Here is a 21927-nt window from a genome sequence, read left to right on the forward strand (position 1 = left end):
CCGACACTGGTCGCAAAGCGCCGGCTCTGTCAATACGGTAGCGTATGGTTATTCAGGCGGCCGCGGAGCCGATCAGCGCCTTGAGCGGCAGGGCCGTGTTGGCCAGGTCAGACGGAGAGGCCATCGCGCGCGCCACGACCAGCGCCTTGCCCTGGACGAAGTCCTTGGGCGTGTTCAGGCAGTCCAGGGCGCAAACCTTGCGATCGCGCAGATAGACGACGGAGAAGGCCCCCGTGGTCGGATCCCCGCGTACGACCGCGGTGTCATGACCGTTGAACAGCCCGACCGTTTGCAGGCGCACGTCGTACTGGTTGGACCAGAACCAGGGCGTGGCGGCGTATGTGGCGGTCTGGCCCAAGACGGTCTTGGCCGCGACCGCGGCCTGGTCATGGGCGTTCTGCACAGACTCAAGACGGATGCGTATGTTGTCGGCATAGGCGTTTTCGTGCGCCGCGCAGTCGCCGATCGCCAGGATGTCCGGCAGGCTGGTTCGGCACGCGCCGTCGATATCGACCCCGTTGAGCCCCCTGGCGCCGGCGGCGAGCAAAGGCTCGACGGCCGGAACTAGCCCAATGCCGACAATCACCAGATCCGCGTCCAGCAGCGCGCCGTCGGCCAGCCGAACGCCCGTGACCCGGCCTTGTGACCCTTCCAGAGCCGAGACGGCGGCGTTGAGGCGCACGTCGACCCCATGCCGGCGATGCAGCCCCTCGAAGAACCGCGAAACCGGCGCGCTGGTCACGCGCGCCAACACCCGGTCCTGGGTCTCCAAGACGGTGACGGACTTGCCAAGCTTGTTGAGAACCGAGGCGGCCTCCAGGCCGATATAGCCGGCGCCGACGACCACCACCCGCTCGGCCCCGACCAGCTGGCGTCTCAGGCGCTCGACGTCGGCGCGGCTGCGGATGGTATGGACCCCGCTCAGATCATGGCCCTGGCAGGTCAGGCGGCGGGCGACGCCGCCGGCCGCCCAGATCAACTGCCCGTAAGCGAAGGTCTCGCCCGCCGAACTGGTCACCCGCTTGGCCGCCGGATCGACGCTGACGATCCGCCGGCCCAGCAGCAGCGTGATGTTCTTGTCCGTCCAGAAGGCGGCCGGGCGGATCAGGATACGCTCAAAGCTCTTCTCGCCGAGCAGAAAGTCCTTCGACAGGGGCGGGCGTTCGTAAGGCGGGTCGGGTTCCTCGCCGATCAGGCCGATGGCGCCGGCCAAGCCGCCTTGGCGTAGACTCGCCGCGACGTGCGCGCCGGCGTGTCCGGCCCCGACGATCAGCACGTCGAAGGCGTTCGAAGGCGGCGGCGTCACGACGCAGCCTGCACGGCTGGGACGGCGAAGAGCAGCGCGACCTCATCGGCCCGGCGGCTGAGCACCGCACGCTGGTTGAGATAGCCCTTTTCGGTGATCTCGTCGTACCTGGCATTGGGCGGGTCGGTCTGCACGCGATAGGCCCTGACACGTGTGCTTGATCCGGTTTGACGGCGGTTATAATCGCCGATCAGGCGCTCCAGCGCCGCAAGCACCGTCTCATGCTGGACCGCCTGGTCCGCCGACGTGTCGCTGACCTGGGGGTCCAGAAGTTGGCGGCAGGCCGCTTCGTTTGGAAACACCAGCAGGCCGATATGGTCCTGGCCTTCGCCGGCGATGACCACGTCCGAGACCAGGGGTTTGGTCGCTGCGATGATCTCCAGACGCAAGGCGCCGACATTCACCCAGGTCCCCGACGAGAGTTTGAAATTCTCCGCGACCCGGCCGTCAAAGAGGATGCCGGCCTCGGGCCGCTGGGGATCGACAAGGCGGCCCGCATCGCCGATCCGAAAAAAGCCCTCCTCGTCAAAGGCCTCCGCGGTGGGCTGGGGCTGGTTCCAATAACCGGGCATCACATTGGGCCCGCGAACCCGAAGCTCATGTCGCTCGGCGAACGGCACCATCTTGATTTCGGTTCCCGGCAGGGGCGCGCCGAGATTGGTCGAATGCTCGGTCGGGAAGTAGACGACGGTCGAAAAGGGCGCGGTCTCGGTGGAGCCCCAGCCGGCGATGATCGGCGGAACCCCGCCCATGGCGCGCATGGCCGCGTCGCTGAGCCGCTGACGTATCGAGGCTGGGAGGGCCGCGCCCGCATTGAACAGAAAGTCGACCCGCGAAAAAAATTGCCGCGCGAAATCGATATCGCCCTCCAGCGTCGGCAGCAGCGCCTCCCAGCCCGCCGGCACGTTGAAGTAGAGGGTCGGGGCGATCTGGCGCAGCGCCTGGACGGTGTGGCCGATCTGGGCGGGCAAGGGTTTGCCCTGGTCGATGTGGAACTGGCCGCCAAAATAGAGCGCCAGGTTAAAGCAGCAATTTCCGCCAAAGGTGTGGTTCCAAGGCAGCCAATCGACCAGCACCGGGGGGCGAGCGTTCAAGAACGGCCACACCAGGGCCAGGGCCTGCATGTTGGAGGTCATCATGCCCTGGGTGTTGATCACCGCCTTGGGCGACCCCGTCGAGCCGGAGGTGAACAGCAGCTTGGCCACGGTGGCGTCGGTGACCCGCGCCAGGGCCGCGTCGAATTGAGCGCGCGAGGCCGGACTGACATCGTCCAGCCAGCTCAGATCCTCGACAGGCTGGATCTCCGCCCTCACGCCAAGGCCCGCGATGATCTGGCCGACAGCGTCGGGGGCCTGGTTGAGGATCAGGCCCGGGCCGACATGGTCCAGGCCCTGCGCCAATTTCGTCCAGGGGCTGGCGGCGGGGGAGGCGTAGGCCGGAGACATCACCGCCGCGGGCGCTCCGATGCTCATCGCCGCCAGCACCGTCAGGGCATGGTTGATGGAATTGCCGGCCAGGATCATCAGCGGCCGGTCGGGGCCAAGGCCGAGCGCCAAGAACCGTCGCCCAAGTTCGACCACCTGGCTCCAGGCTTGGCTGTAGGTGATGGTGCGGCGCCCCTCGGGCGTGGGTTCGCTCAGGAATGGCGCGTTCGGCTGCGCTTGGGCCCAGGCCAACAAACGGTGCGGTATGGTTTCGGGCGCGGGCGGCAAGGGCAGCGCGTTGGTTAGAATGATCGTGCCGTCGGGGCGATCCGCCCGCACCACCTGGGGTGCGGGAAACAGGCTCTGGTCGGCTCGGTTCAACGTGGCTGCTCCCTGTCCTCGCCGGTCTGATTGGCTGAAGGCCGGCGTCATCGCCACATAACATTCTCTAGCGTATGGTCGTCAAGCCGCGCCGTGGGCTGGCTGAGCCCGATGTTCGCGGAGGATTGACGCTATTCCTCGCCATCTAGATACGCGGGCGTATCTTTTTGAGCCTGAGGGCGGGCTCCCCCTCGCCCGATCGGACGTAAAAGGACGCTCGCACCGATCAAGCGCCCCGCGATCGACTCGAGGGTAGACAAGATTCTGAACATGCCATACGGATACGTATGGTTTGAGAAGAGGGCAGGGCCATGAAGGCTGCCGACTATGTGGACGTTCAGTTTGGCGCGATCGATCGTCGGATATTCTGGGATCCGGCGATCTACGAACGGGAGTTGGAGCAGATCTTCGCCCGCTCCTGGCTGTTCGTGGCCCATGAGAGCCAGGTGGCCGAGCCGGGGGCCTTTGTGACCACCTATATGGGCCAAGATTCAGTGATCGTGGCCCGCGGCGACAGCGGCGCGATCAATGTCTTCCTCAATTCCTGCCCCCACCGCGGTAATCGGGTCTGTTTCGCCGACAGCGGCCAGTCACGGGCCTTCACCTGCAACTACCACGGCTGGGCGTTCGGCCTGGACGGCGGCCTCAAGAAGATGCCCAAGATGGGGCTCTACAAGTCCACGCCCGGCTTCCGTATGGAAGATTGGGGCCTAAAGGCCGCGCGCGTGGCCGAATACAAGGGCTTGGTCTTCGCCACGTTCGATCCGGACGCACCGAGCCTGGACGACTATCTGGGTGATTTTCGCTGGTATCTCGACGCGGTGCTCGACGCCGAGGAGGGCGGCACCGAGTTCCTGCCCGGCGGAGCGACCCGATCGGTCATGAACTGCAACTGGAAATTTCCGGCCGACAATTTCGTGGGCGACATCTATCACGCCCTGTGGACCCACCTAGGCGGCGCCGAGCCGACCCTGGGCCGCCACGGCGGCGTCATCGTCGACAACGAAGGCAGCTACCAGGTCTCGGTCAACGGTCACGGCTGGGAATTCAATGACAGCTTCCTGGGCAACGCCGCGACCATGGGCGACCGCGAATTGCTGCGCTACATGAAGTCGCGCCAGGACAAGATCGCCGCGCGGCTGGGGGACTTCCGCATGAAAATGTGGGGCTCGGTGGCGTCGGCCACGGTGTTCCCCAACTTCTCGTTCCTGCCAGGCTATTTCACCTTCCGCACCTTCCAGCCCAAGGGGCCGACCAAGACCGAGATCCATGCCTGGACCCTGGTTCCCAAGACCATGCCCGACGACATCAAGGATCGTTTCCGCCGCGGCTCGATGCGCACCTTCTCGCCTTCGGGCATGCTGGAGATGGACGACGGCGAGAACTGGGAGCACTCCACCTCGGCCAACGCCGGCTTTGTCACCCGCAACCAAAAGCTCTGCTACGCCATGGCGCCGGTGGCCGAGCAGGTCGAGGAGGGACTGCCGGGCCATGTCACGCGCGGTCAATTGTCGGACGCCAATCAGCGCTACTTCTACAAGCGCTGGGCCGAGTTCATGGACGCCAAGTCCTGGAGCGATATCCCGCTGGCGCCTCGGACCCGCGTGCCGGAGGCCGCCGAATGAACGCCCTGGCCGACCGCAAGCCCGACTACGCCGCCCTACCAACCCTGGACAGGGCGGCGGCCCGGGCCGCCGCCGAGAGCCTGCTGGCGATGCGCGGAGACGGCCTCCCCGTCGACGACGCCCTGCTGCTGCAGATCGAGCGTTTCTATCGGCGCGAGGCCAGGCTCCTCGACGAGGAATGCTACGACGCCTGGTACGAAACCCTGGCCGACGATCTCTTCTACTGGATGCCGTTGCGCGAGAACCGTTTCCGGCGTGATAAACGACAACCCCTCGATCCCGACGCCATGGCCATGTTCGATGAGCGCAAGGCCGACATCGCCGTGCGCCTGGGGCGCCTGGCGTCGAATCTGGTGTGGACCGAAGACCCGCCGACCCGCCACGCCTACGTGGTCAGCAACGTCGAGGCCTTCGAGACCCCTGTACCGGGCGAGTTCGAGGTCCATTCGGTGTTCGTGCAATATCGCAATCGCAGCGAGCATGACGACGCGACCTTGACCGGGCGTCGGCGCGACCTGCTTCGCCTGAAGGACGGCCGGTTCCAGATCGCGCGCCGCCTGATCCTGATGCCGCAGTCGGTGCTGCTGACCAAGAACCTGTCGGCCTTCTTCTGATGGCGCGGCTGGAAGGGTATCGGGCCGTCGTCACGGGCGCGGGTTCGGGCATCGGCCGCGCCGTCGTCGCGCGCTTCCTGACCGAGGGCGCCAAGGTCGTGGCCGTGGTCCGCAAGACCGCCGACGCCGAAAGCCTGTCGGCGATGGGCGCGGTGGCGGTGATTGGCGACGTGTCGCAGTACGACACCGCTGAGCGCGCCGTGGCCGCCGCGACGGAGACGTTTGGCGGCCTGGATGTCTATGTCGCCAACGCGGGGCTGTGGGATTTTCACCGCCGGATGGAGAAGCAGTCGCCCGAAGAACTGGCGCGCGGCTTCGACGAGGTGTTCGGCGTCAACGTCCTAGGCGCGCTCTATGGGGCGCGGGCGGCGGTCGAGGCGCTGCGCGCCAGCGGCGGGTCGGTGATCGTCACAGGGTCGAACGCCTGCGTTCTGGGCGGCGGCGGCGGGGTGCTCTACACCGCCTCGAAGTTCGCTCTGCGCGGCCTGGTCATGCAATTGGCCAAGGAACTGGCGCCGCAGGTGCGGGTCAACGGCGTCGCGCCGGGGGCGACCAACACCAGCCTGTCAGGCCCCTTGGCCCTTGGACAGGCCGGCAAGGAATTGAACGCCGACGCTGATCGCATGGCGGTGATGCAGCAGCACATGCTGCTGGGCCGGGTCTCCGAACCCGAGGACCATACCGCGCTCTACGTCCTTTTGGCCTCCAGGACCGAAAGTCCCTATGTCACCGGCGCGATGTTGATGTCCGACGGCGGACTGACGATTTCCATCTGAATTCAAGGAGCAAGCATGCCCACCTTCAACGTCCTCACGCGCGAGGGCCAGGCGCTTTTGGTCGCCGGCGACGAGGGGCTGTCACTCATGGAAGTGCTCAAGGGCGGAGGCGTCGACGAAATCCTGGCCCTGTGCGGCGGTTCTCGTTCCTGCGCCACGTGTCACGTCTATGTCGACGATGCGTTCCTCCAACGGCTGTCGCCGATGTCGTCGGACGAGGACGATCTGCTCGATAGTTCCGATCACCGTCGATCCAACTCGCGCCTGTCTTGCCAAATTCAGGTCAGCGATGCGCTTGACGGGATGCTCGTGACGGTCGCGCCGGAAGATTGATGCCGTCGCCCCACCGGTCCTTGACCATCCCGGCGGCCGCATCGGCGTTACCGCAGGATGGTTGAGCGGGGGGGCAGGCCGGCCTCTTTAGGAAAGCGCGCCGAGGCGGGCGCGGCGCATCGCGCTCGGCGTCGTTCCGTACACTGATCGAAACGCGCGGCTTAAGGCCGCGCCGTCGCCAAGGCCGTGGCGATGGGCGATCTCCGCCAAGCTGAGGTTGGATTGGCCGTGGTCCAGAACAGACTGGTGGGCCTGCTCCAATCGGACCTGACGGATCAACTTGGCGGGCGTTTGATCTTCTGCCGCCAGAGCGGCGTACAGGGACCGACGCGACATGCCCATGTCCCGCGCCAAGTCCGACGGGGTATAGGAATCGGCCAGATGGGCGCGAATGTGCTGGCGGGCGCGGCGCGTCGCGCGCCCAAAAGCGTCCTGAAGCGTTCGCGAGCTCGCCGCGAAGGCGCCATACACCAGGTCAAGGGCGGTGCGGACCAGAAGGGGAGGGTGAACGCTGTCGCCCACACAGCGCAACAGGCAGGCGACGACCGAACCGGCCGCGTCCATGGCGGGATTGTTCGCCAAAAGCACGGGATGTCGACAGGCCGGACCCGCGGGCCAAAGATATCTGGCCGGGGCGATCAACATCGCCGCGCGGTAGTCGGGAAGCACCTCGAGCGCGTATGAAGCGCCGAGCGGCACGATAATGGCCTGGCCGGCGGAAACGGCGATCGTGTCCCGATCGCCGCGATAGATCGAGCCGCCGCGCAACTGCCAGACAATTTTACAATGCCCGCTCAGATCCCCGCCGCGAGCGCGGGTGTGGCTGGCCCGGCCCAGCACGGGCGAACTTTCTATGTGGATGGCCTGGACGTCATTGACCAGGCGATTGGCGATATCACCGCGCGGCGGGTCGCCGTCGCAGCCAAGCTCGAGGTTGGGGAACATCGCGTTGCACTGGCCCAGGAACTGTCCGTCGTCCACTGTACGCTCCTGCCATGCGCCCTCTCAGTCGGCGGCGCTTTGTCCATACGCTACCGTATCCATACCGATGCAGCAACGCCTGGAGCGTGGCGTCGGAAGCCGTCTTGGCCAGGGCGCCGCCCCCCAAAGGGGTCGCGCAGCGGCGGGCGACAAGTTGGTCGGCCCAGCGCAAGCAGCGCTTGTGCCCCATGCGCCGTCGGCGCGAGCCGCGGATGCGGCGATCGCACCGACGGCGACTTGGCTAGAAGTTGACCTGCAGCCCGGCGTTCAGCACCAGAGGGTCAAGATCCACGCGCGCCTTGCCCGGCACAAGACCACCTGGCGTGGCCAGGTCATAGGTTGAATCGGTCTTGATCCAGCCCTTGGAGACCGACCCGAATAGGCTGAACCGGTCGCTGACGGGCGCCACCACGCCCGCCGTGACGGTTGGGCCAAAGGTGTTGGAGGTCTTGAAATTCTGGAGCGCGCGGTCGTCGGTGTCGAACACGATGGTCCAGTTGACCCCAGCGCCGACATAGGGCCGAAGCTTGCCCTCGGGATTGAAATGATAGCGCACCGTATAGACCCCCGGGCCGTAGGTGACCGTGCCCAAGGCGCCGGCGCCCTGCAAAGAGCCCGCGCCGCGCAAGGTAGTCGTGGGCGGAACGCCGATGGTCGCGGCCAAGGAAATATGGGGCGTCAGGAAGTACCCCAATTCGACCGACAGCGGCGTGTTGTTGTCCACCGTCGCATTGCCGCCTGGCACCGGCGCTCCGCCCAACTGAATCTTCGCGTTCTCGCGGAAGTCAAAATGGGCCACGCCAAGGCGCGCATAGAACCTCGGCGAAGCGGAGGGTTCTGCGGCTCGGACGCCCAGGGGCGCGACGAGCATCGAGACCCCGGCCAGGCCGCTGAGCACGGACAGTCGGTTCATTGTTTCTCTCCCTCTGTTGTTGTTTTTGGATCAGCCCGAAGGCGATGACAGCGCCTGTTCAAGAAATTGGCGCGTGGCCCCGCCATAGGGCGGCCGCATCAGCATGACCGCCTCCTGCGCCTGGCTCTGGCGATAGATCGACCTTTGATGGCTGAAGGCGGCAAAGCCCGCGTGGCCGTGATAGGCGCCCATGCCCGAAGGGCCGACACCGCCGAACGGCAGGTCCTCGGCGAACACATGGGCCATGACGTCGTTGATGGTGACCCCGCCCGAGGCGGTGCCGTCGATGACGCGGCGCGCGCGCTCGTCGTCCTCACCGAAATAATAGAGCGCCAGCGGCGAGGGGCCCGATCGGATCTGGCCGGCCAGGTCGTCGAGGACGTCGTAGCCCAGCACGGGCAGGACCGGACCAAAGATCTCTTCCTGCATGGCCAGCATGTCGAAAGTCGCGCCCACCAACAGGGTCGGCGTCATGCGCCGATCATTGGGCCGCGGCTCGGCCGGCAAGGCCTGGACGACGACCGCGCCCTTGGTCCGGGCGTCCTCCACGATCCGCTCAAGCCGGTCGAAGTGGCGTTCGCTGATGATCGCGGTGTAATCGTCCGATGCCAGGCCGTCCGGATACATGCTCTGGACGGCCGACACGCAGGCGTCGGCGAAGGCCTGCTCGCGCCCGCGGGGGACGAAGACATGGTCCGGCGCCAGACAGATCTGCCCGGCGTTGTAGGTCTTGACCGTCATCACGCGCGCCGCCGCTTCGGCCAGGTCGAACTGGTCGGTGAGGATCACCGGCGACTTGCCGCCGAGCTCGAGCGTCACGGGGGTGAGATGGTCGGCCGCCGCCCGCATCACCTGGCGCCCCACCGCGGTCGAACCGGTGAAGACCAGGTGGTCCCACCGGGCGCGGGCGAAGGCCTCGCCCTCCGCCGGCCCGCCCTGAACCACGCTGACTTCTTCCTCGGCGAAGTATCTGGCGACCAAGTGGCCCATCAGCTCGGAGGATCGCGGCGTGAACTCCGACGGTTTGATGACCGCGCGATTGCCGGCCGCCAGCACGCCCGCCAGCGGGGAAAAGACCAGGTTGTAGGGGAAATTCCACGGGCCGATGATCCCGACCACGCCCAAGGGGTGATATTCGATCCGCGCCTGCGCGTCGGGCGCAAGCGCCTGGCGTGATTGCGGCTGCATCCATTGGGCCAGATGCGCGGCGGCGTTCTGCAGCGAACCGGCCGCGGCGAAGATGTCGGCGATGGTGGTTTCGACCCCGCTGCGGTGACCGAAGTCCTCGGACAGAACCGTGGCGATGGCGTCGCGATTTTCAACCAGCAACGCGGTGGCGCGCCGTAGGCGATCGACACGGGTTTCGAGGGTTGGAAATCCGTCGGCGATATAGGACCGCCGCTGCCGATCGATGAGCGATCGCAGCTGAGCGTCGAAATCAGCGGGAAGGGCGTTTGCCATGGTCAAGCTGCTCGGAAAAAAGGGTCAGACCGCGCCGATGCGCAGGACGGGTTTGAGGGTCGCGCCGCTCTCGCTATCGGCTACGGCCTGGTTGATCTGGTCGAAGTCGTAGAAGCGGATAAGCTTGTCGAAGGGGAATTTGCCCTGTCTCCACAACGCGATCATCTGCGGGATGAAGGTCTTTGGCGTCGCCTCGCCCTCCAGCGCCCCGCCGATCGACTGGCCAAACAGCAGGTTCATGACCGGCAGGGTCATTTCGGCGCCGGGCTTGGGAACGCCCACCAGGATGCAGCGCCCGCGCATGCGCAGCACGTCGACGCTTTGGCGGATCACCGCTGGCGCAGCAGTGGTGTCGATGGCGTAGTGCACGCCGCCGCCGGAGACTTCCCGGATGGTCTCCACCGTATCGGTTCCGGCCTTGAGCGCATGTGTCGCGCCCAACTCGCGCGCGAGCTGCAGCCGATTTTCATGCAGGTCCACGGCGATGATGGTGGTGCAGCCCACGACCTTGGCGGCCATGACCGCGGCAAGCCCCACGGCTCCCGCGCCGAAAATCGCGATCGAACTGCCCATCTGCGGCTTGAGCACATTGATCACCGTGCCCGCCCCGGTCTGGATGCCGCAGCCGAGCGGCCCCAGCAGCGCCAGATCGACGTCGGAGGGCACGCGCACGGCGTTGCGCTCGGACGCCAAGGCATGGGTGGCGAACGAGGACTGGCCAAAGAAGCAGCCGCTGATGGGATGCCCCTCGTGGGTCAGCGTCGCCGTGCCGTCCTGGCGCCGCCCGCCGAAATTCAGCGGCATGATCTGATCGCAATAGACCGTGTGGCCCGCGACGCACTGGTCGCACTTGCCGCAGTGGGTCATTGTCAGGACCACGTGATCGCCTGGCTTGAGCGTCGTGACGTCGGGACCCACCTGTTCGATCACGCCCGCGCCCTCGTGGCCGAGCACGGCAGGCAACTGAACGGGCAGATGCTGGTCGCGGACGCTGATGTCCGTATGGCAAACGCCGGTGGCGACGATGCGCACCAGGACCTCGTCGCCGCGCGGTTCATCCAGCGCCACCGAACCCATTTCCCAGGCGCCGCCCTGGCAGGGCGTCAGCGCCGCTTTGATGTCGGTCATCCAACTCTCTTTCAATTGCATGGGGAGAAGGGGAAAAAGCGCGCCGCACCGGACGGCCTCGCCGCCGCCACGCGGGGCTTCACGAACATCTTTCGTCGCGGCGGGGGGCGCGGTCTTGCGGCCTTGGCCAGGCGTTTGAAGACACAGGCTGTCTGGGCCCCGGATGGCGGCATGGCCGAGCGATGTCGTCCGACACGGGACGGGCGCGCCGTGGGGTCGACGCCGGCGCGAGGAAGGCGGCTTGGCCGGCCTGATTTTGAACCCTTGCGCTCATCGGCTCCTCCTCGGCCGCCCCGACGCGCGCTTCATGGGCGGCGTCTTTGTTGTCGAGGTGGGTATCACGGCGGCCGGCCGTTCCGTTGGCGGCGCGTGCAAGCGATTGTCAGCGCGTGCAATTTGTCGATCGAGGCGCTCAGGCGACCACCACCATTTCCCGGCGTGCAAGATCTTGGCAACGCGTGCATTTCTTTGTCTCGCCACGCCCGCGCCACAGGCTGGTCTTGCTAGACAAGCGGGCGGCCAGGCCGGCGCGGGCGCCTTCGCCGCGGCCCGGGCCGGGCCGGGCCGGGCCGGCGACGTTGGTCGACGAGTCGAGGTCATGGTCCAGGCTCCTTCGACGATGATCGACACGGGCCTTGCGCGCCGGCGCGTCATGGATCTGGAGGTGCTTGATGGATTTTCTCAGTCAGAACGTGGACGGCTCCACCATCCGCTACTGCGACACTGGCGGGGACGGTCCCGTCGTTCTTCTTACCCATGGCATCGGCGCGTCGCTTGAGACCTGGAGCGCCCAGTTGGCCGCCGCCGACGGGCGTCTGCGCATGATCGCCTGGGACCTGCCCGGGCACGGACTCTCCGATTTCGGCGACCAGCCTTACAGCCCAGCGAAGTTCGCCAGTTTCGCATGGCGTTTCCTTGATGCGCTGGACGTTGGGAACGTCAGTCTCGCGGGAAATTCCCTGGGCGGCGGCGTCTCCATCGCCATGGCCGATCTTCAGCCGCGGCGTGTCGACAGACTCATCTTGCTCGACGCCGCGACTCTGGGGCGCGCCGCGCCCTTGCCCTTCCGCCTGATGAGCCTGCCCCTTGTCGGGGAAATCCTTTCCAAGCCCAGCGCGCTGTCCATCAACCAGCAACTGGACGCCCTGTTTTACAGGCCGTCCACGATCACCAAAGACATCCGGGCGATCGTCACCCGAAATGTCATGCGGCCCGGCGCGGACAAGGCGTTCATCGCCACCTTGCGGCAAATGACCAACCTGCGCGGCCAGCGCGCGCCGGTGGTGAAAGCCAGTCTGAAAACGCTCTCGGCCCTTCGCGCGCCGGCGCTGTTCATTCACGGTCGCCAGGATGCGGTGCTGCCGCTGGAGCACTCGGTACGGGCCCAGCGCGCCACCCCAGACTTAAGATTGCTCGTGCTCGAAGCTTGCGGCCACACGCCGCAAATCGAAAAGGCCGACGAAATCTCGACGGCGATCCGCCAATTCATCTTGAGTTGAACCGGGCGGCTTAGTCGTCGACCGAAGCGTCTTGGGCCAGGGCTGTATGGTCGGGTCAAATCAAGCTTCGGCAAGGCCCTGACCGGCAGGACGGACCGGACGTCGCCGGGCATGACGATCACTGTTTGGGCCTGGGGAAGCTGTGGCCGACGAATGAATCATTAACCAAGCTTTGATACTGGCTAGCGGCGACAGGTTTGCGGACGCCGGCCGCGCTGGCGGCTCGGGGGATTGATATGTTGGGTCGCCGTCGAGATCAAAGATCCGAACGCGAGAAGGTCGCGGACTTCATCTTCGCCAATTCGCCGGACGCCTATTTTGTCATTGACGGCGGCGTCTACAGCGACTGCAACAAGGCCATGGAGGAGTTGATGGCTCTTCCCAGGGACAAGCTGCTGGGAATGGCTCCGGCCCTTCTGGCGCCTGAACGCCAGCCTGACGGGCAACTGTCCGAAAAGCGGGCTCAAGCTATAATCGCCGACACCATGGCGCAGGGCCAGATGCGGTTTGAGTGGCTCAACCAGCAACTGGACGGTACGCCCTTGCCGGTCCTGGCCACGCTGCTTCGCGCGGAGATCCAGGGCCGCACGGTGCTGATCGGCTTTCTCCAGGACTTGCGCGCGACGGTGGCCTTGCGCGAGGCCGAGCGCACCGCGACCAGGTCGCGTGAAGCCGCCGCCGAAGAACAGGCGCATGTGGTCCAAGTCCTGGCCGAAGCCCTCAAACGCCTCGCCAATCGCGACCTGACCGTGACGATCGACGCCGAATTCACCGGCCAATACCGGCAGATCAAGGCCGACTTCAACTCCGCCATCGACAGCCTGGGAGAGGTGGTTTGCGCCATCTTCGAGGCCACTGGCCGAATCCGCGCCGGCTCCGACGAGATCGCGGCCGCGTCCAGCGACATGTCCAGGCGAACCGAGCAACAGGCCGCCAGCCTGGAAAAGACGGCGGCCGCGCTCGACCAGATCACCGCCACGGTCAGGCGCAGCGCGGGCGGCGCCGAGCAGGCCGCCGTCGCGGCTGGCGGCTCCAAGATCGAAGCCGAACAGTCGGGCGTGGTCATGGGCCAGGCGATCTCGGCCATTTCCGAGATCGAGCAAAGCTCGCGGGAAATCACTCAGATCATCGCCGTGATTGATGAAATCGCGTTCCAGACCAACCTTCTGGCCCTGAACGCGGGCGTGGAGGCCGCCCGCGCCGGGGACGCCGGTCGGGGCTTTGCGGTCGTCGCCCAGGAGGTGCGCGCCTTGGCGCAACGTTCCGCGGACGCGGCCAAGGAGATCAAGACCTTGATCGCCAACTCCTCCTCCCAGGTCGCACGCGGCGTCAAGCTGGTCGGCGACTCCGGCAAGGCCTTGAGCGGCATCGTCAACAAGGCGTCTGAAATCGACCAGCTGATCGCCGAGATCGCCAAGTCCGCCCAGGAACAGTCCACCGCGCTTGCCCAGGTCAATGCGGCGATCAACCAGATGGACCAGGTCACCCAGCAAAATGCGGCCATGGTCGAACAATCCACCGCCGCCGCGGTTGGTCTCAGATCCGAGGCCGGCAATCTGGCCGAACTCGTCGGACGCTTCCAGATGGACGGCAGGAGCCGGACCCAGTCGGTATCGTCGCCCCAGCATCGGGGAGCGGCCGCCTAGCCCGCTCCCGGCGCCCGAGAGCCATTGGTCGCCCGGTTGCCCTGATGGTCGCCAAGGGAGGGTTTTGTCGTGCGGGGGCCGGGGCTTGGTCGCCTTACGCCATGAGCCGGGAGGGCGGGCACGATCCGCCTTCACGAGACTGGACCCATCGGCCGCGCCGCTCCTCACGCGGCCTTGCGCGGGCTCAGGGCCGCGCGCGCGCCGCATGCTGGCCGGGCCTGCTCATCCTCGCCGGGCTCCTGGCCCGTCTTGGAACCTGTCGCGGCCCTGTCGAGCTGAGAACGACGACCTTTCGACCAACATGCGACGCCCAAGCCTACTTCGTCCGGCCTTAAAGGCGCCAAGTCGTGCCCCAGGCTCATTGTGACCCCAGCTCACAGTTCTCCGACAAATTCGTCGATTGCTCGCTGGCCGATTATGACCGATCGAATGGGTTCGCCATCCCCGTTGCAACTCGGGTAAGCGGAAGGAAAATTCGATCATGACGCCGTTTGCCGATCGATATCTCGATCTTGCGCGGACAAGGTCGCCCCTGTGCCTGGGTCTTGATCCTGCCAGCGATCTAATACGTCACTGGGGCTGGAACGATGATCCTGAGGCCTTGCGTCGCTTCTGCGGCGTGGTGCTGGAGGCCGCCGCCGATCGCGTCGCTGTCGTAAAGCCCCAGGCGGCTTTCTTCGAGCGTCTTGGCCCTGCGGGTATGAGCGAAATGGCGGCCGTGGTCGGACGGATCCGCGACCAGGGCGCGCTCAGCCTTGTCGACGCCAAACGCGGCGATGTCCTTGGCACGATGAAGGGCTATGCAGAGGCCATGGTCGGCATCGACAGCGGCTTTGGCGGCGACGCCATGACAGTAAACGCCTACCTCGGCTTCGACGCCCTGCGTCCAGTCCTGGATCGCGCCGCCAGCTGCGGCGCCGCAGTTTTCGTTGTCGTGCGGTCCTCCAACCCCGAAGGGCGCGCCCTGCAGGATGCTCGACATGCCGACGGCCGTACGGTCGCCGAGGCCTTGGCCGACGACATCACCGCCTACAACGCCGGCTTGTCCTCTCGCATCGGCTCCGTCGGCGCCGTGGTGGGCGCGACGATTGATCCGGCCGGCGCGGCCATTCTGACCCGGCTCCCCCAGTCCCTGATCCTGGCCCCTGGGGTGGGCGACCAGGGGGCCAGTTTGGACGACGTGGCGGCTCGGTTCGGGCCAGCGATCGGCCGCACCTTGCCATCGGTTTCCCGGGCGATCCTTCGCCATGGCCCTTCCTTGCCCGCTCTGCGAGACGCGATTGATCGCTTCCGCGATCAGGCCTGGCGAGCCTGCGATGCAGCGGATCACCAACCCAGATAGCCTCGACGACGGAGGTCGCCAGGTCCATCTCCATATGCGAGCTAGCGATGAACAATGGAGACCTTGGTCTCAGAGATTTCCACGCCAATCGGTGTAAACGGCTTTCAGGCACTTGCTTGGCCAGCATCCCAACCATGCAGCGCCTAGGCCCGGCGCGGCGACTCTGGTGTCGCTTGACGTGCCGACACCATCGTCGCCAACCGACAGCATCCAAACGCCGCTCTTGGATGGGTAGTCGACCAGGATCGCGCCAATTGTCAGCTGAGCTCAGCGCAGGGCAGGGACAGGGCAGAGACGAGGAATCCAATGCCTTGACGGCGATCAAGGTCAAACGGCTTTGCCCCTGACATGATGTCGGACCCTATGTGCGGATGCGATGGAGCAAGCCTTTGAACGATCCTCGCACCCATGGCGGCCATGGCTGTTCGGCAAAATCCAATTGGCCTGCGGCCGTGAAGGATTTGGTCTGCGGGGTGAACGTCGATCCCGCGGCGAGCGCGCATCACGCCGAGCATGACGGCGCCATGTATCTTTTTTGCAGCGCGGTCTGTCGGGCCAAGTTCGTCGCCGATCCGGCCAAGTTTGCGGGGGAGGAGGCGGCGGCGCCTGCCGCCTCGCCTTCGACCTTGGCCTGGACCTGCCCGATGCACCCGCAGATCCAGCGTCCTGGGCCAGGCGCCTGTCCGATCTGCGGCATGGCGCTGGAGCCTGCCGAGCCCGCGGCCGAAGCTCACCCCAGTCCCGAATTGGCAGATTTCACACGCCGCTTCTGGCTCAGCGCCGTGCTGGCCGCGCCGCTGCTGCTGGTCTCGATGGGCGCGGAGATGACCGGCCTACATGTTGTTCCCATGCGCTGGTCGCCCTGGGTGCAGCTGGCGCTGACCGCGCCGATCGTGCTGTGGGCCGGGTGGCCGTTCTTCGAGCGCGGCTGGGCGTCCCTGCGATCGCGTCACTACAACATGTTCACGCTGATCGCGATCGGCGTCGGCGCGGCGTTCCTCTACAGCCTGATGGCGACGATCGCGCCCGGCCTGTTCCCGACGACCTTCCGCCAGCATGGCGGCATGGTTCCGGTCTATTACGAGGCGGCTGGCGTCGTCGTGGCGCTGGTGCTGCTCGGCCAGGTGCTGGAACTGCGCGCCCGCGCCGCCACCTGCCGCGCGATCCGGTCGCTGCTCAAGCTTGCGCCCAAGACGGCGCGACGGATCGATGCGCAGGGCGAGGAGCAGGAAATCGAGTTGAGCGAGGTCGCCAAGGGCGATCGCCTGCGCGTGCGCCCCGGCGAGGCAGTGCCGGTCGACGGGATGGTCGTCGACGGCCGCTCTTCGGTGGACGAGTCGATGGTGACCGGCGAGTCAGCGCCGGTGCTGAAGACGCCCGGCGCCATGCTCACCGGCGGCGCCGTCAACGGCGCCGGGAGCCTCGTCATGGAGGCGCAGGCTGTAGGCGCCGAAACGATGCTGGCCCGGATCGTCTCGATGGTCGCTCAGGCCCAACGCAGCCGCGCGCCGATCCAGGCGGTGGCGGATCGCATCTCGGGCTGGTTCGTGCCGCTGGTGGTGCTGATCGCCATTCTGACCTTCGGAGTCTGGAACCTCGTCGGTCCAGAACCGCGCTTCGGCCATGCGCTGCTCAACGCCATCGCAGTTCTGATCATCGCTTGTCCCTGCGCGCTCGGGCTGGCCACGCCGATGTCCGTCATGGTCGGAACGGGGCGGGGCGCCCGCGCCGGCGTGCTGGTTAAGAATGCGGAGGCGCTGCAGGCGCTCGACAAGGTCGACACGCTGGTGATCGACAAGACCGGCACGCTGACCGAAGGCAAGCCCCGGCTGGTGGCGATCGAGCCCGCGGCCGGGTTCGACGCTGACCGGGTGCTGGCGCTAGCGGCCGCGGTTGAGGTGCAGTCGGAGCATCCACTGGCGGTCGCGATCGTCACGGGCGCCAAGGATCTCGGGCATTTCGTGCCCGCCGTCGGGGAATTCGACTCCCAGACTGGAATGGGCATAAGCGGCCGGGTGGAGGGACGGATGGTGGTGGTCGGCAACGCCGCGCAGATGCAGCGTGTCGGGGCGGACCTAGGCGGGCTTGAAGCGTTGGCCGTACGGCATCGCGTGCAGGGCGCCGGCGTTGTGTTCGTGGCGATCGACGGCAAGGCTGCCGGGTTGATCGCGGTCGCGGACCCGATCAAGGCGTCGGCGCCCGAAGCGATCGCATCGCTGCACGCGGAGGGCCTGCGGATCGTCATGCTGACCGGCGATAATCGGACCACGGCGGACCTGGTCGCCAAGGCGATCGGTGGAATCGACGAGGTCCATGCCGACCTCAAGCCCGAGGACAAGGCCCGGATCGTCGCCGAACTCAAGGCGAGCGGGGCGAGAGTCGCGATGGCCGGCGACGGCGTTAACGACGCGCCGGCCCTGGCGGCGGCCGATGTCGGCCTGGCGATGGGCACGGGGACAGACGTCGCCATCGAAAGCGCTGGGCTTACTTTGACCAAGGGCGACCTGTCGGCGATGGTTCGTGCGCGACGCCTGGCGCGTGCGACGATGGCGAACATCCGCCAGAACCTGGTCTTCTCGTTCCTGTTCAATGGGGTCGGCATACCGATCGCGGCCGGCGTGCTCTATCCGGTCGCCGGCATCTTGTTGTCCCCGATGTTCGCGGGCGCGGCCATGGCGCTCTCGTCGTTCACGGTGGTGGTCAATGCGCTGCGGCTGAACACGGTGCGGCTGGAGCCATGCAAGCGATGAATATCGGACAGGCCTCGAGCGAAAGCGGCGTCTCGCAGCGGATGGTCCGCCACCTGGCACGCAGGATGGCGCCCTAGAGAGTTAACCGCAACGCCTGGCCCCTCAAGGCTCATCGCGGGTAAGCAAGACGTCTTAACGACCGATATGACCTGCCCGTCCGAGACTGGCTTGGATAACATCGGACCCGTGCCAGGAACGCTGGGCGCCAACAGCCGCTTGGCCGCCTGATCATCACGAGCCTGGACACCAAGCGCTAAGGTCGCTCATGAGCATCTACTAGGCTGACGAATCCCTGAACTGCTCAGCAATCGGCCCCGGCATCGATTGCGACGTCTCCCGGTCGGGGCTTTGGCTGAGCCAAGATTTCGGCAATGGTACCCTAACTCCCAGCGGCCAGGCTCGCCGCGTGTACGGCTACCTGTCCCAGTTTTCCCCAACAGCGTCCTCCATGACCTCACCAGAGAGTTGCAGGATGAAACGTCTTTCAATCACCCGGCGCGCGGCCTTTGCGGTGGGCGCCAGCAGCTTGGCAGCTTTGACTGATCAGTCGAACGCCGCGCCCGCTGCGCCAGCACGCAAAACCACGACTTATCTCGTCTGCCATGGGGGATGGTCGGCCGGCTGGGTATGGAAGAAGATGCGCCCGCTGCTCCACAGGCCGCCCGACTCGGTGCTGCTGACGCCGACCTATACGGGCGTGGGCGAGCGGGCCCACCTTGCGACCCCGGCCGTTGGCCTGGAGACCCACATTCGCGACATCCTCGCCGTGATCGAGAACGAGGAGCTGTCAGACGTCACCCTAATCGCCCATTCCTATGGCGGGACGGTCGCGACCGGCGTCGCCGACCGGGCGCGCGGCCGCGTCCGGCAGCTGATCTACCTTGACGCCTTCGTCCCCGAAAACGGCAAGAGCCAGTATGAGCAGATCGGAACGGTTGTTCCCGCCGACGCGCCTTGGCTCGTTCCGCCGCTGCCCATTCCGCCCGATACGGCGGAGGCGGATCGCCAATGGATGAGCGCCCATCGCTCGCCCCAGCCCATCGCCAGCTTCACGACCCCCTCCAAGCTCTCGGGCGACGATCTGCCGCCCCGCGCCTATATCCGCTGTACTCGGATCATGCCTGGCGATCCGCTGAAGTCATCGGCTTTGAAGGCGCAGCAAAGCGGCTGGCCCTATGTCGAAATCGACACCAGCCACAATCCGCATGTCACCGCACCCGATCTCCTGGCCGAAACGTTGCACAAGCTGACGTGGACGACCTGAGCGCCTTGCGGCCAGCGCGAGCGTCGCCAACACGACTCCGACTGCCGGCAGAAAGTCGTTCGGCCATAATTTCTCGAATGGTCAAGCTCTTACGCCCGCTGCCGCCGCCGTCTTCAACCTGCAGAGCACCCTCGTCGTCGTTGCGAGCGGTCTGCGGCGCAGTTCAAGGCGACGACAATGCCATCGGGCCCGATCCTCACGGAGGACCGGCTCACCCAGGCCGCTGTCGATTGTCTTCAACATGGAAGCGCCAATCGAGGGCGCGTGGCGGGCGGGCGGGCGCCGGCGCAGACGCAGCAGGGCGCAGCCTTGGAGTGGTACGAGGCCGCGACCAGGTCGCCAGGTCCAGGACAGCCTGGCGCGTCGACGCGAGACGGTGAAGTCTACGAGGTGCGCGCCCATGGCGAGGGCCAGTTGAGGCTTGTGGTCAGACCGCTGATCCCAACGGTCCCGACCTTTCTTGGGATGCGACCTTCCAGTGATGCAGTGGCGAGTGAAGCGGTGATGCCGTGCACAGCAGCGGCGCGACAGCGACCAGCTTGACGAAGATCCCGCAACCGGGCCAGCGAGCCCGAAGCGCGGCCGCCCTCAGAGCGGGCGGCGTGCAGGTCCGAATGGCAGACGCCACAATAAGGCGCCTGATCTGCAGTCGTGTGATCCGGTCCGCCGCGGGCGATGTCGATCGGCTCCAGCGGCTTGACAGAGACGTAAGCGCCATTGGCTGGAGAGGGGCTCGGTGTTCGATCGACCGCCTCAACGCCGATATTGATCGTCGGTGACGGGTTCGAGCCAGTCGACGTTGCGGCCGTCGACGTTCTCCTGGATGGCGATATGGGTCAGTCCCGTGGTGGCGCTCGCGCCGTGCCAATGCTTGACGCCCGGCGGGGTCCAGACGACGTCGCCCGGCTTGATCTGCTGCTTCTCGCCATTCCACTCCTGCACCCAGCCGACGCCGGAGGTGACGATCAGGATTTGTCCAGCCGGATGGGTGTGCCAGTTGGATCGTGCGCTCGGAGCGAAGGTTACCTGACCGCCCGTCGCGCGGGTTGGCGGGCTCGCCGAGAACAGGGGCGTGACGACCGCCGAGCCGGTGAAGTTGCTGGCCGGGCCCGAGGCCGATGGGCGCGAGCCATTGGGCAGGATCTGCATCGACTGACCCCACGCGCTGCTGGCGGCAAGCGATAGCGCCAGCACAGTGGGAATCGTGAACTTCGACATCATGGCTTTGTCTCCTGCTCAAGATCAGGCGCGGGCCTGGCGGTCCTTGGTCATGTCGATCACGAAGCGGTAGCGGACGTCCTTGGCCACGACCCGGTCATAGGCCCGGCTGATCTGGTCGGGCCCGATCAGCTCGATATCGGCCTTGATGTTGCGGGCCGCGCAGTAGTCGATGACGGCCTGGGTCTCGGCGACGCCACCGATCATCGAGCCGGCCAGACTCTTGCGGCCAAAGCCCATGGCCATGCCGCTAAGGCCCGAGACTTCGCCCAGGGCTCCGACATTGACGTAGGTGGCGTCCAGCTTGAGCAGGTCGATGAACGGCTGCATGGGATAGGCTTCCGGCACGGTGGAGATCATCAGGTCGAAGCTGCTGGCCAGGCGCGCCATGGCCGGCTTGTCGCTCCACAGCACCGCCTCCTTTGCCCCCAGGCGCTGGGCGTCGGCGAGCTTTGCAGGCGTGGTGGTGAACACCGTCACCTCCGCGCCGCGCGCGGCCGCCAGCTTGACCGCAACGTGTCCCAGACCGCCTAGGCCGACCACGCCGATGCGTTGGCCAGGTTGCAGCCGCCAGTGCTGCATGGGCGAAAAGGTTGTGACGCCCGCGCACAGCAGCGGCGCGGTGGCCGCCAGATCCATGCCTGGCGGAACGCGGATCGCGAAGTGCTCGGTCACGACGATGCGTTCGGCATAGCCGCCATAGGTACGGCCACCCGAAACCTTGTCGGGCGCGTCGTAGGTAAAGGTCGTGCCGTTCAGGCAGTTCTGCTCGCGATCGGCGCGGCAATTCTCGCAGGTCCCACAGCTGTCGACCATGCAGCCGACGCCGGCGTAGTCGCCGACCTTGAACTTGGTCACCGCCGCCCCGACCGCGGTCACCCGGCCAACGATCTCGTGACCGGGAACGACCGGATAGTTGGCCCGACCCCATTCGCTACGGGCGGTGTGGATGTCCGAGTGGCAGACGCCAGCATAGAGAACATCGATCAGGACGTCGCTGGGGCGGACGGCCCGGCGGGTGATTTCCAGCGGGGCGAAGGCCGCCTTGGGACCCGAAACGCCGTAGGCCCGCACTTTGAAGGGACCGGTCGGCCCCGCCTTTTCGCGGCGCGCCGCACCGCTAGCGGCTTGGGCGTCCGCCGAGGTGGCGGCGGCCAGGATCGGCGCGGCGGCCAGGCCCGCGCCGCCGATCAGCAACCGGCGGCGGTCGGACCCCTGCGCATCGGCTTGGTGGGCGGGGTCGTTACAACGCACGCACATGGAAGG

At 66.4% G+C, this 21927-nt stretch carries 17 protein-coding genes; 9 read left to right on the forward strand and 8 right to left on the reverse strand.

Annotated elements, in window-relative coordinates; genetic code table 11:
* Window positions 1-52 precede the first annotated feature (52 nt).
* Window positions 53-1306, reverse strand: coding sequence for an FAD-dependent oxidoreductase (locus FCU40_RS06725; protein WP_206677313.1), 1254 nt, complete (start codon window positions 1304-1306; stop codon window positions 53-55).
* Complete coding sequence (locus tag FCU40_RS06730) at window positions 1303-3111, reverse strand: feruloyl-CoA synthase (RefSeq protein WP_206677314.1); 1809 nt, start codon at window positions 3109-3111, stop codon at window positions 1303-1305. The genes FCU40_RS06725 and FCU40_RS06730 overlap by 4 nt, the downstream gene beginning before the upstream one ends.
* A gap of 311 nt (window positions 3112-3422) precedes the next feature.
* Here FCU40_RS06730 and FCU40_RS06735 point away from each other — a divergent pair, with 311 nt between their 5' ends.
* The 4 genes from FCU40_RS06735 to FCU40_RS06750 are packed head-to-tail and all read left to right on the forward strand — an operon-like array spanning window position 3423 to window position 6459.
* Window positions 3423-4736 (forward strand): SRPBCC family protein, encoded by a 1314-nt coding sequence (locus FCU40_RS06735; protein WP_168073853.1) that lies wholly within the window; start codon window positions 3423-3425, stop codon window positions 4734-4736.
* Window positions 4733-5350 carry a 3-phenylpropionate/cinnamic acid dioxygenase subunit beta gene (locus FCU40_RS06740; protein WP_168073855.1) on the forward strand — a complete coding sequence of 206 codons (618 nt, stop codon included), beginning with the start codon at window positions 4733-4735 and terminating at the stop codon, window positions 5348-5350. The genes FCU40_RS06735 and FCU40_RS06740 overlap by 4 nt, the downstream gene beginning before the upstream one ends.
* Window positions 5350-6126 (forward strand): SDR family NAD(P)-dependent oxidoreductase, encoded by a 777-nt coding sequence (locus tag FCU40_RS06745; protein WP_168073857.1) that lies wholly within the window; start codon window positions 5350-5352, stop codon window positions 6124-6126. The genes FCU40_RS06740 and FCU40_RS06745 overlap by 1 nt, the downstream gene beginning before the upstream one ends.
* Before the next feature lie 15 nt (window positions 6127-6141).
* Window positions 6142-6459 carry a 2Fe-2S iron-sulfur cluster-binding protein gene (locus tag FCU40_RS06750; protein ID WP_168073859.1) on the forward strand — a complete coding sequence of 106 codons (318 nt, stop codon included), beginning with the start codon at window positions 6142-6144 and terminating at the stop codon, window positions 6457-6459.
* An 87-nt stretch (window positions 6460-6546) separates the two neighbouring features.
* Here FCU40_RS06750 and FCU40_RS06755 read toward each other — a convergent pair whose 3' ends face one another.
* From FCU40_RS06755 to FCU40_RS06770, 4 genes are all read right to left on the reverse strand, one after another.
* Window positions 6547-7440 (reverse strand): AraC family transcriptional regulator, encoded by an 894-nt coding sequence (locus FCU40_RS06755; protein ID WP_168073861.1) that lies wholly within the window; start codon window positions 7438-7440, stop codon window positions 6547-6549.
* A 241-nt stretch (window positions 7441-7681) separates the two neighbouring features.
* A complete protein-coding gene (locus tag FCU40_RS06760) occupies window positions 7682-8353 on the reverse strand; it encodes an OmpW family outer membrane protein (RefSeq protein WP_168073863.1) in 672 nt (223 codons plus the stop codon).
* Between the two features lie 30 nt (window positions 8354-8383).
* Window positions 8384-9814, reverse strand: coding sequence for a coniferyl aldehyde dehydrogenase (locus tag FCU40_RS06765; RefSeq protein WP_168073865.1), 1431 nt, complete (start codon window positions 9812-9814; stop codon window positions 8384-8386).
* Window positions 9815-9838: 24 nt separating this feature from the next.
* Complete coding sequence (locus FCU40_RS06770; protein ID WP_168073867.1) at window positions 9839-10942, reverse strand: NAD(P)-dependent alcohol dehydrogenase; 1104 nt, start codon at window positions 10940-10942, stop codon at window positions 9839-9841.
* A gap of 671 nt (window positions 10943-11613) precedes the next feature.
* Here FCU40_RS06770 and FCU40_RS06775 point away from each other — a divergent pair.
* From FCU40_RS06775 to FCU40_RS06795, 5 genes are all read left to right on the forward strand, one after another.
* Window positions 11614-12441, forward strand: a complete 828-nt coding sequence (locus FCU40_RS06775; protein ID WP_168073869.1) for an alpha/beta fold hydrolase — start codon at window positions 11614-11616, stop codon at window positions 12439-12441.
* Window positions 12442-12677: 236 nt separating this feature from the next.
* Window positions 12678-14087, forward strand: coding sequence for a methyl-accepting chemotaxis protein (locus FCU40_RS06780; RefSeq protein WP_168073870.1), 1410 nt, complete (start codon window positions 12678-12680; stop codon window positions 14085-14087).
* A gap of 481 nt (window positions 14088-14568) precedes the next feature.
* Complete coding sequence (gene pyrF / locus FCU40_RS06785; protein ID WP_168073872.1) at window positions 14569-15429, forward strand: orotidine-5'-phosphate decarboxylase; 861 nt, start codon at window positions 14569-14571, stop codon at window positions 15427-15429.
* Window positions 15430-15881: 452 nt separating this feature from the next.
* Complete coding sequence (locus FCU40_RS06790) at window positions 15882-18179, forward strand: heavy metal translocating P-type ATPase (RefSeq protein ID WP_275052042.1); 2298 nt, start codon at window positions 15882-15884, stop codon at window positions 18177-18179.
* A gap of 472 nt (window positions 18180-18651) precedes the next feature.
* On the forward strand, window positions 18652-19443 hold the full coding sequence (locus FCU40_RS06795; protein ID WP_168073893.1) for an alpha/beta hydrolase: 792 nt from the start codon (window positions 18652-18654) through the stop codon (window positions 19441-19443).
* A 753-nt stretch (window positions 19444-20196) separates the two neighbouring features.
* Here FCU40_RS06795 and FCU40_RS06800 read toward each other — a convergent pair.
* Window positions 20197-20664 carry a cupin domain-containing protein gene (locus tag FCU40_RS06800; RefSeq protein WP_241693561.1) on the reverse strand — a complete coding sequence of 156 codons (468 nt, stop codon included), beginning with the start codon at window positions 20662-20664 and terminating at the stop codon, window positions 20197-20199.
* Window positions 20665-20685: 21 nt separating this feature from the next.
* Window positions 20686-21921 (reverse strand): NAD(P)-dependent alcohol dehydrogenase, encoded by a 1236-nt coding sequence (locus FCU40_RS06805; RefSeq protein WP_168073876.1) that lies wholly within the window; start codon window positions 21919-21921, stop codon window positions 20686-20688.
* Between the last annotated feature and the right edge of the window lie 6 nt (window positions 21922-21927).

Source organism: Caulobacter sp. SSI4214 (assembly GCF_012184455.1).
Lineage (GTDB): Bacteria > Pseudomonadota > Alphaproteobacteria > Caulobacterales > Caulobacteraceae > Caulobacter > Caulobacter vibrioides_E.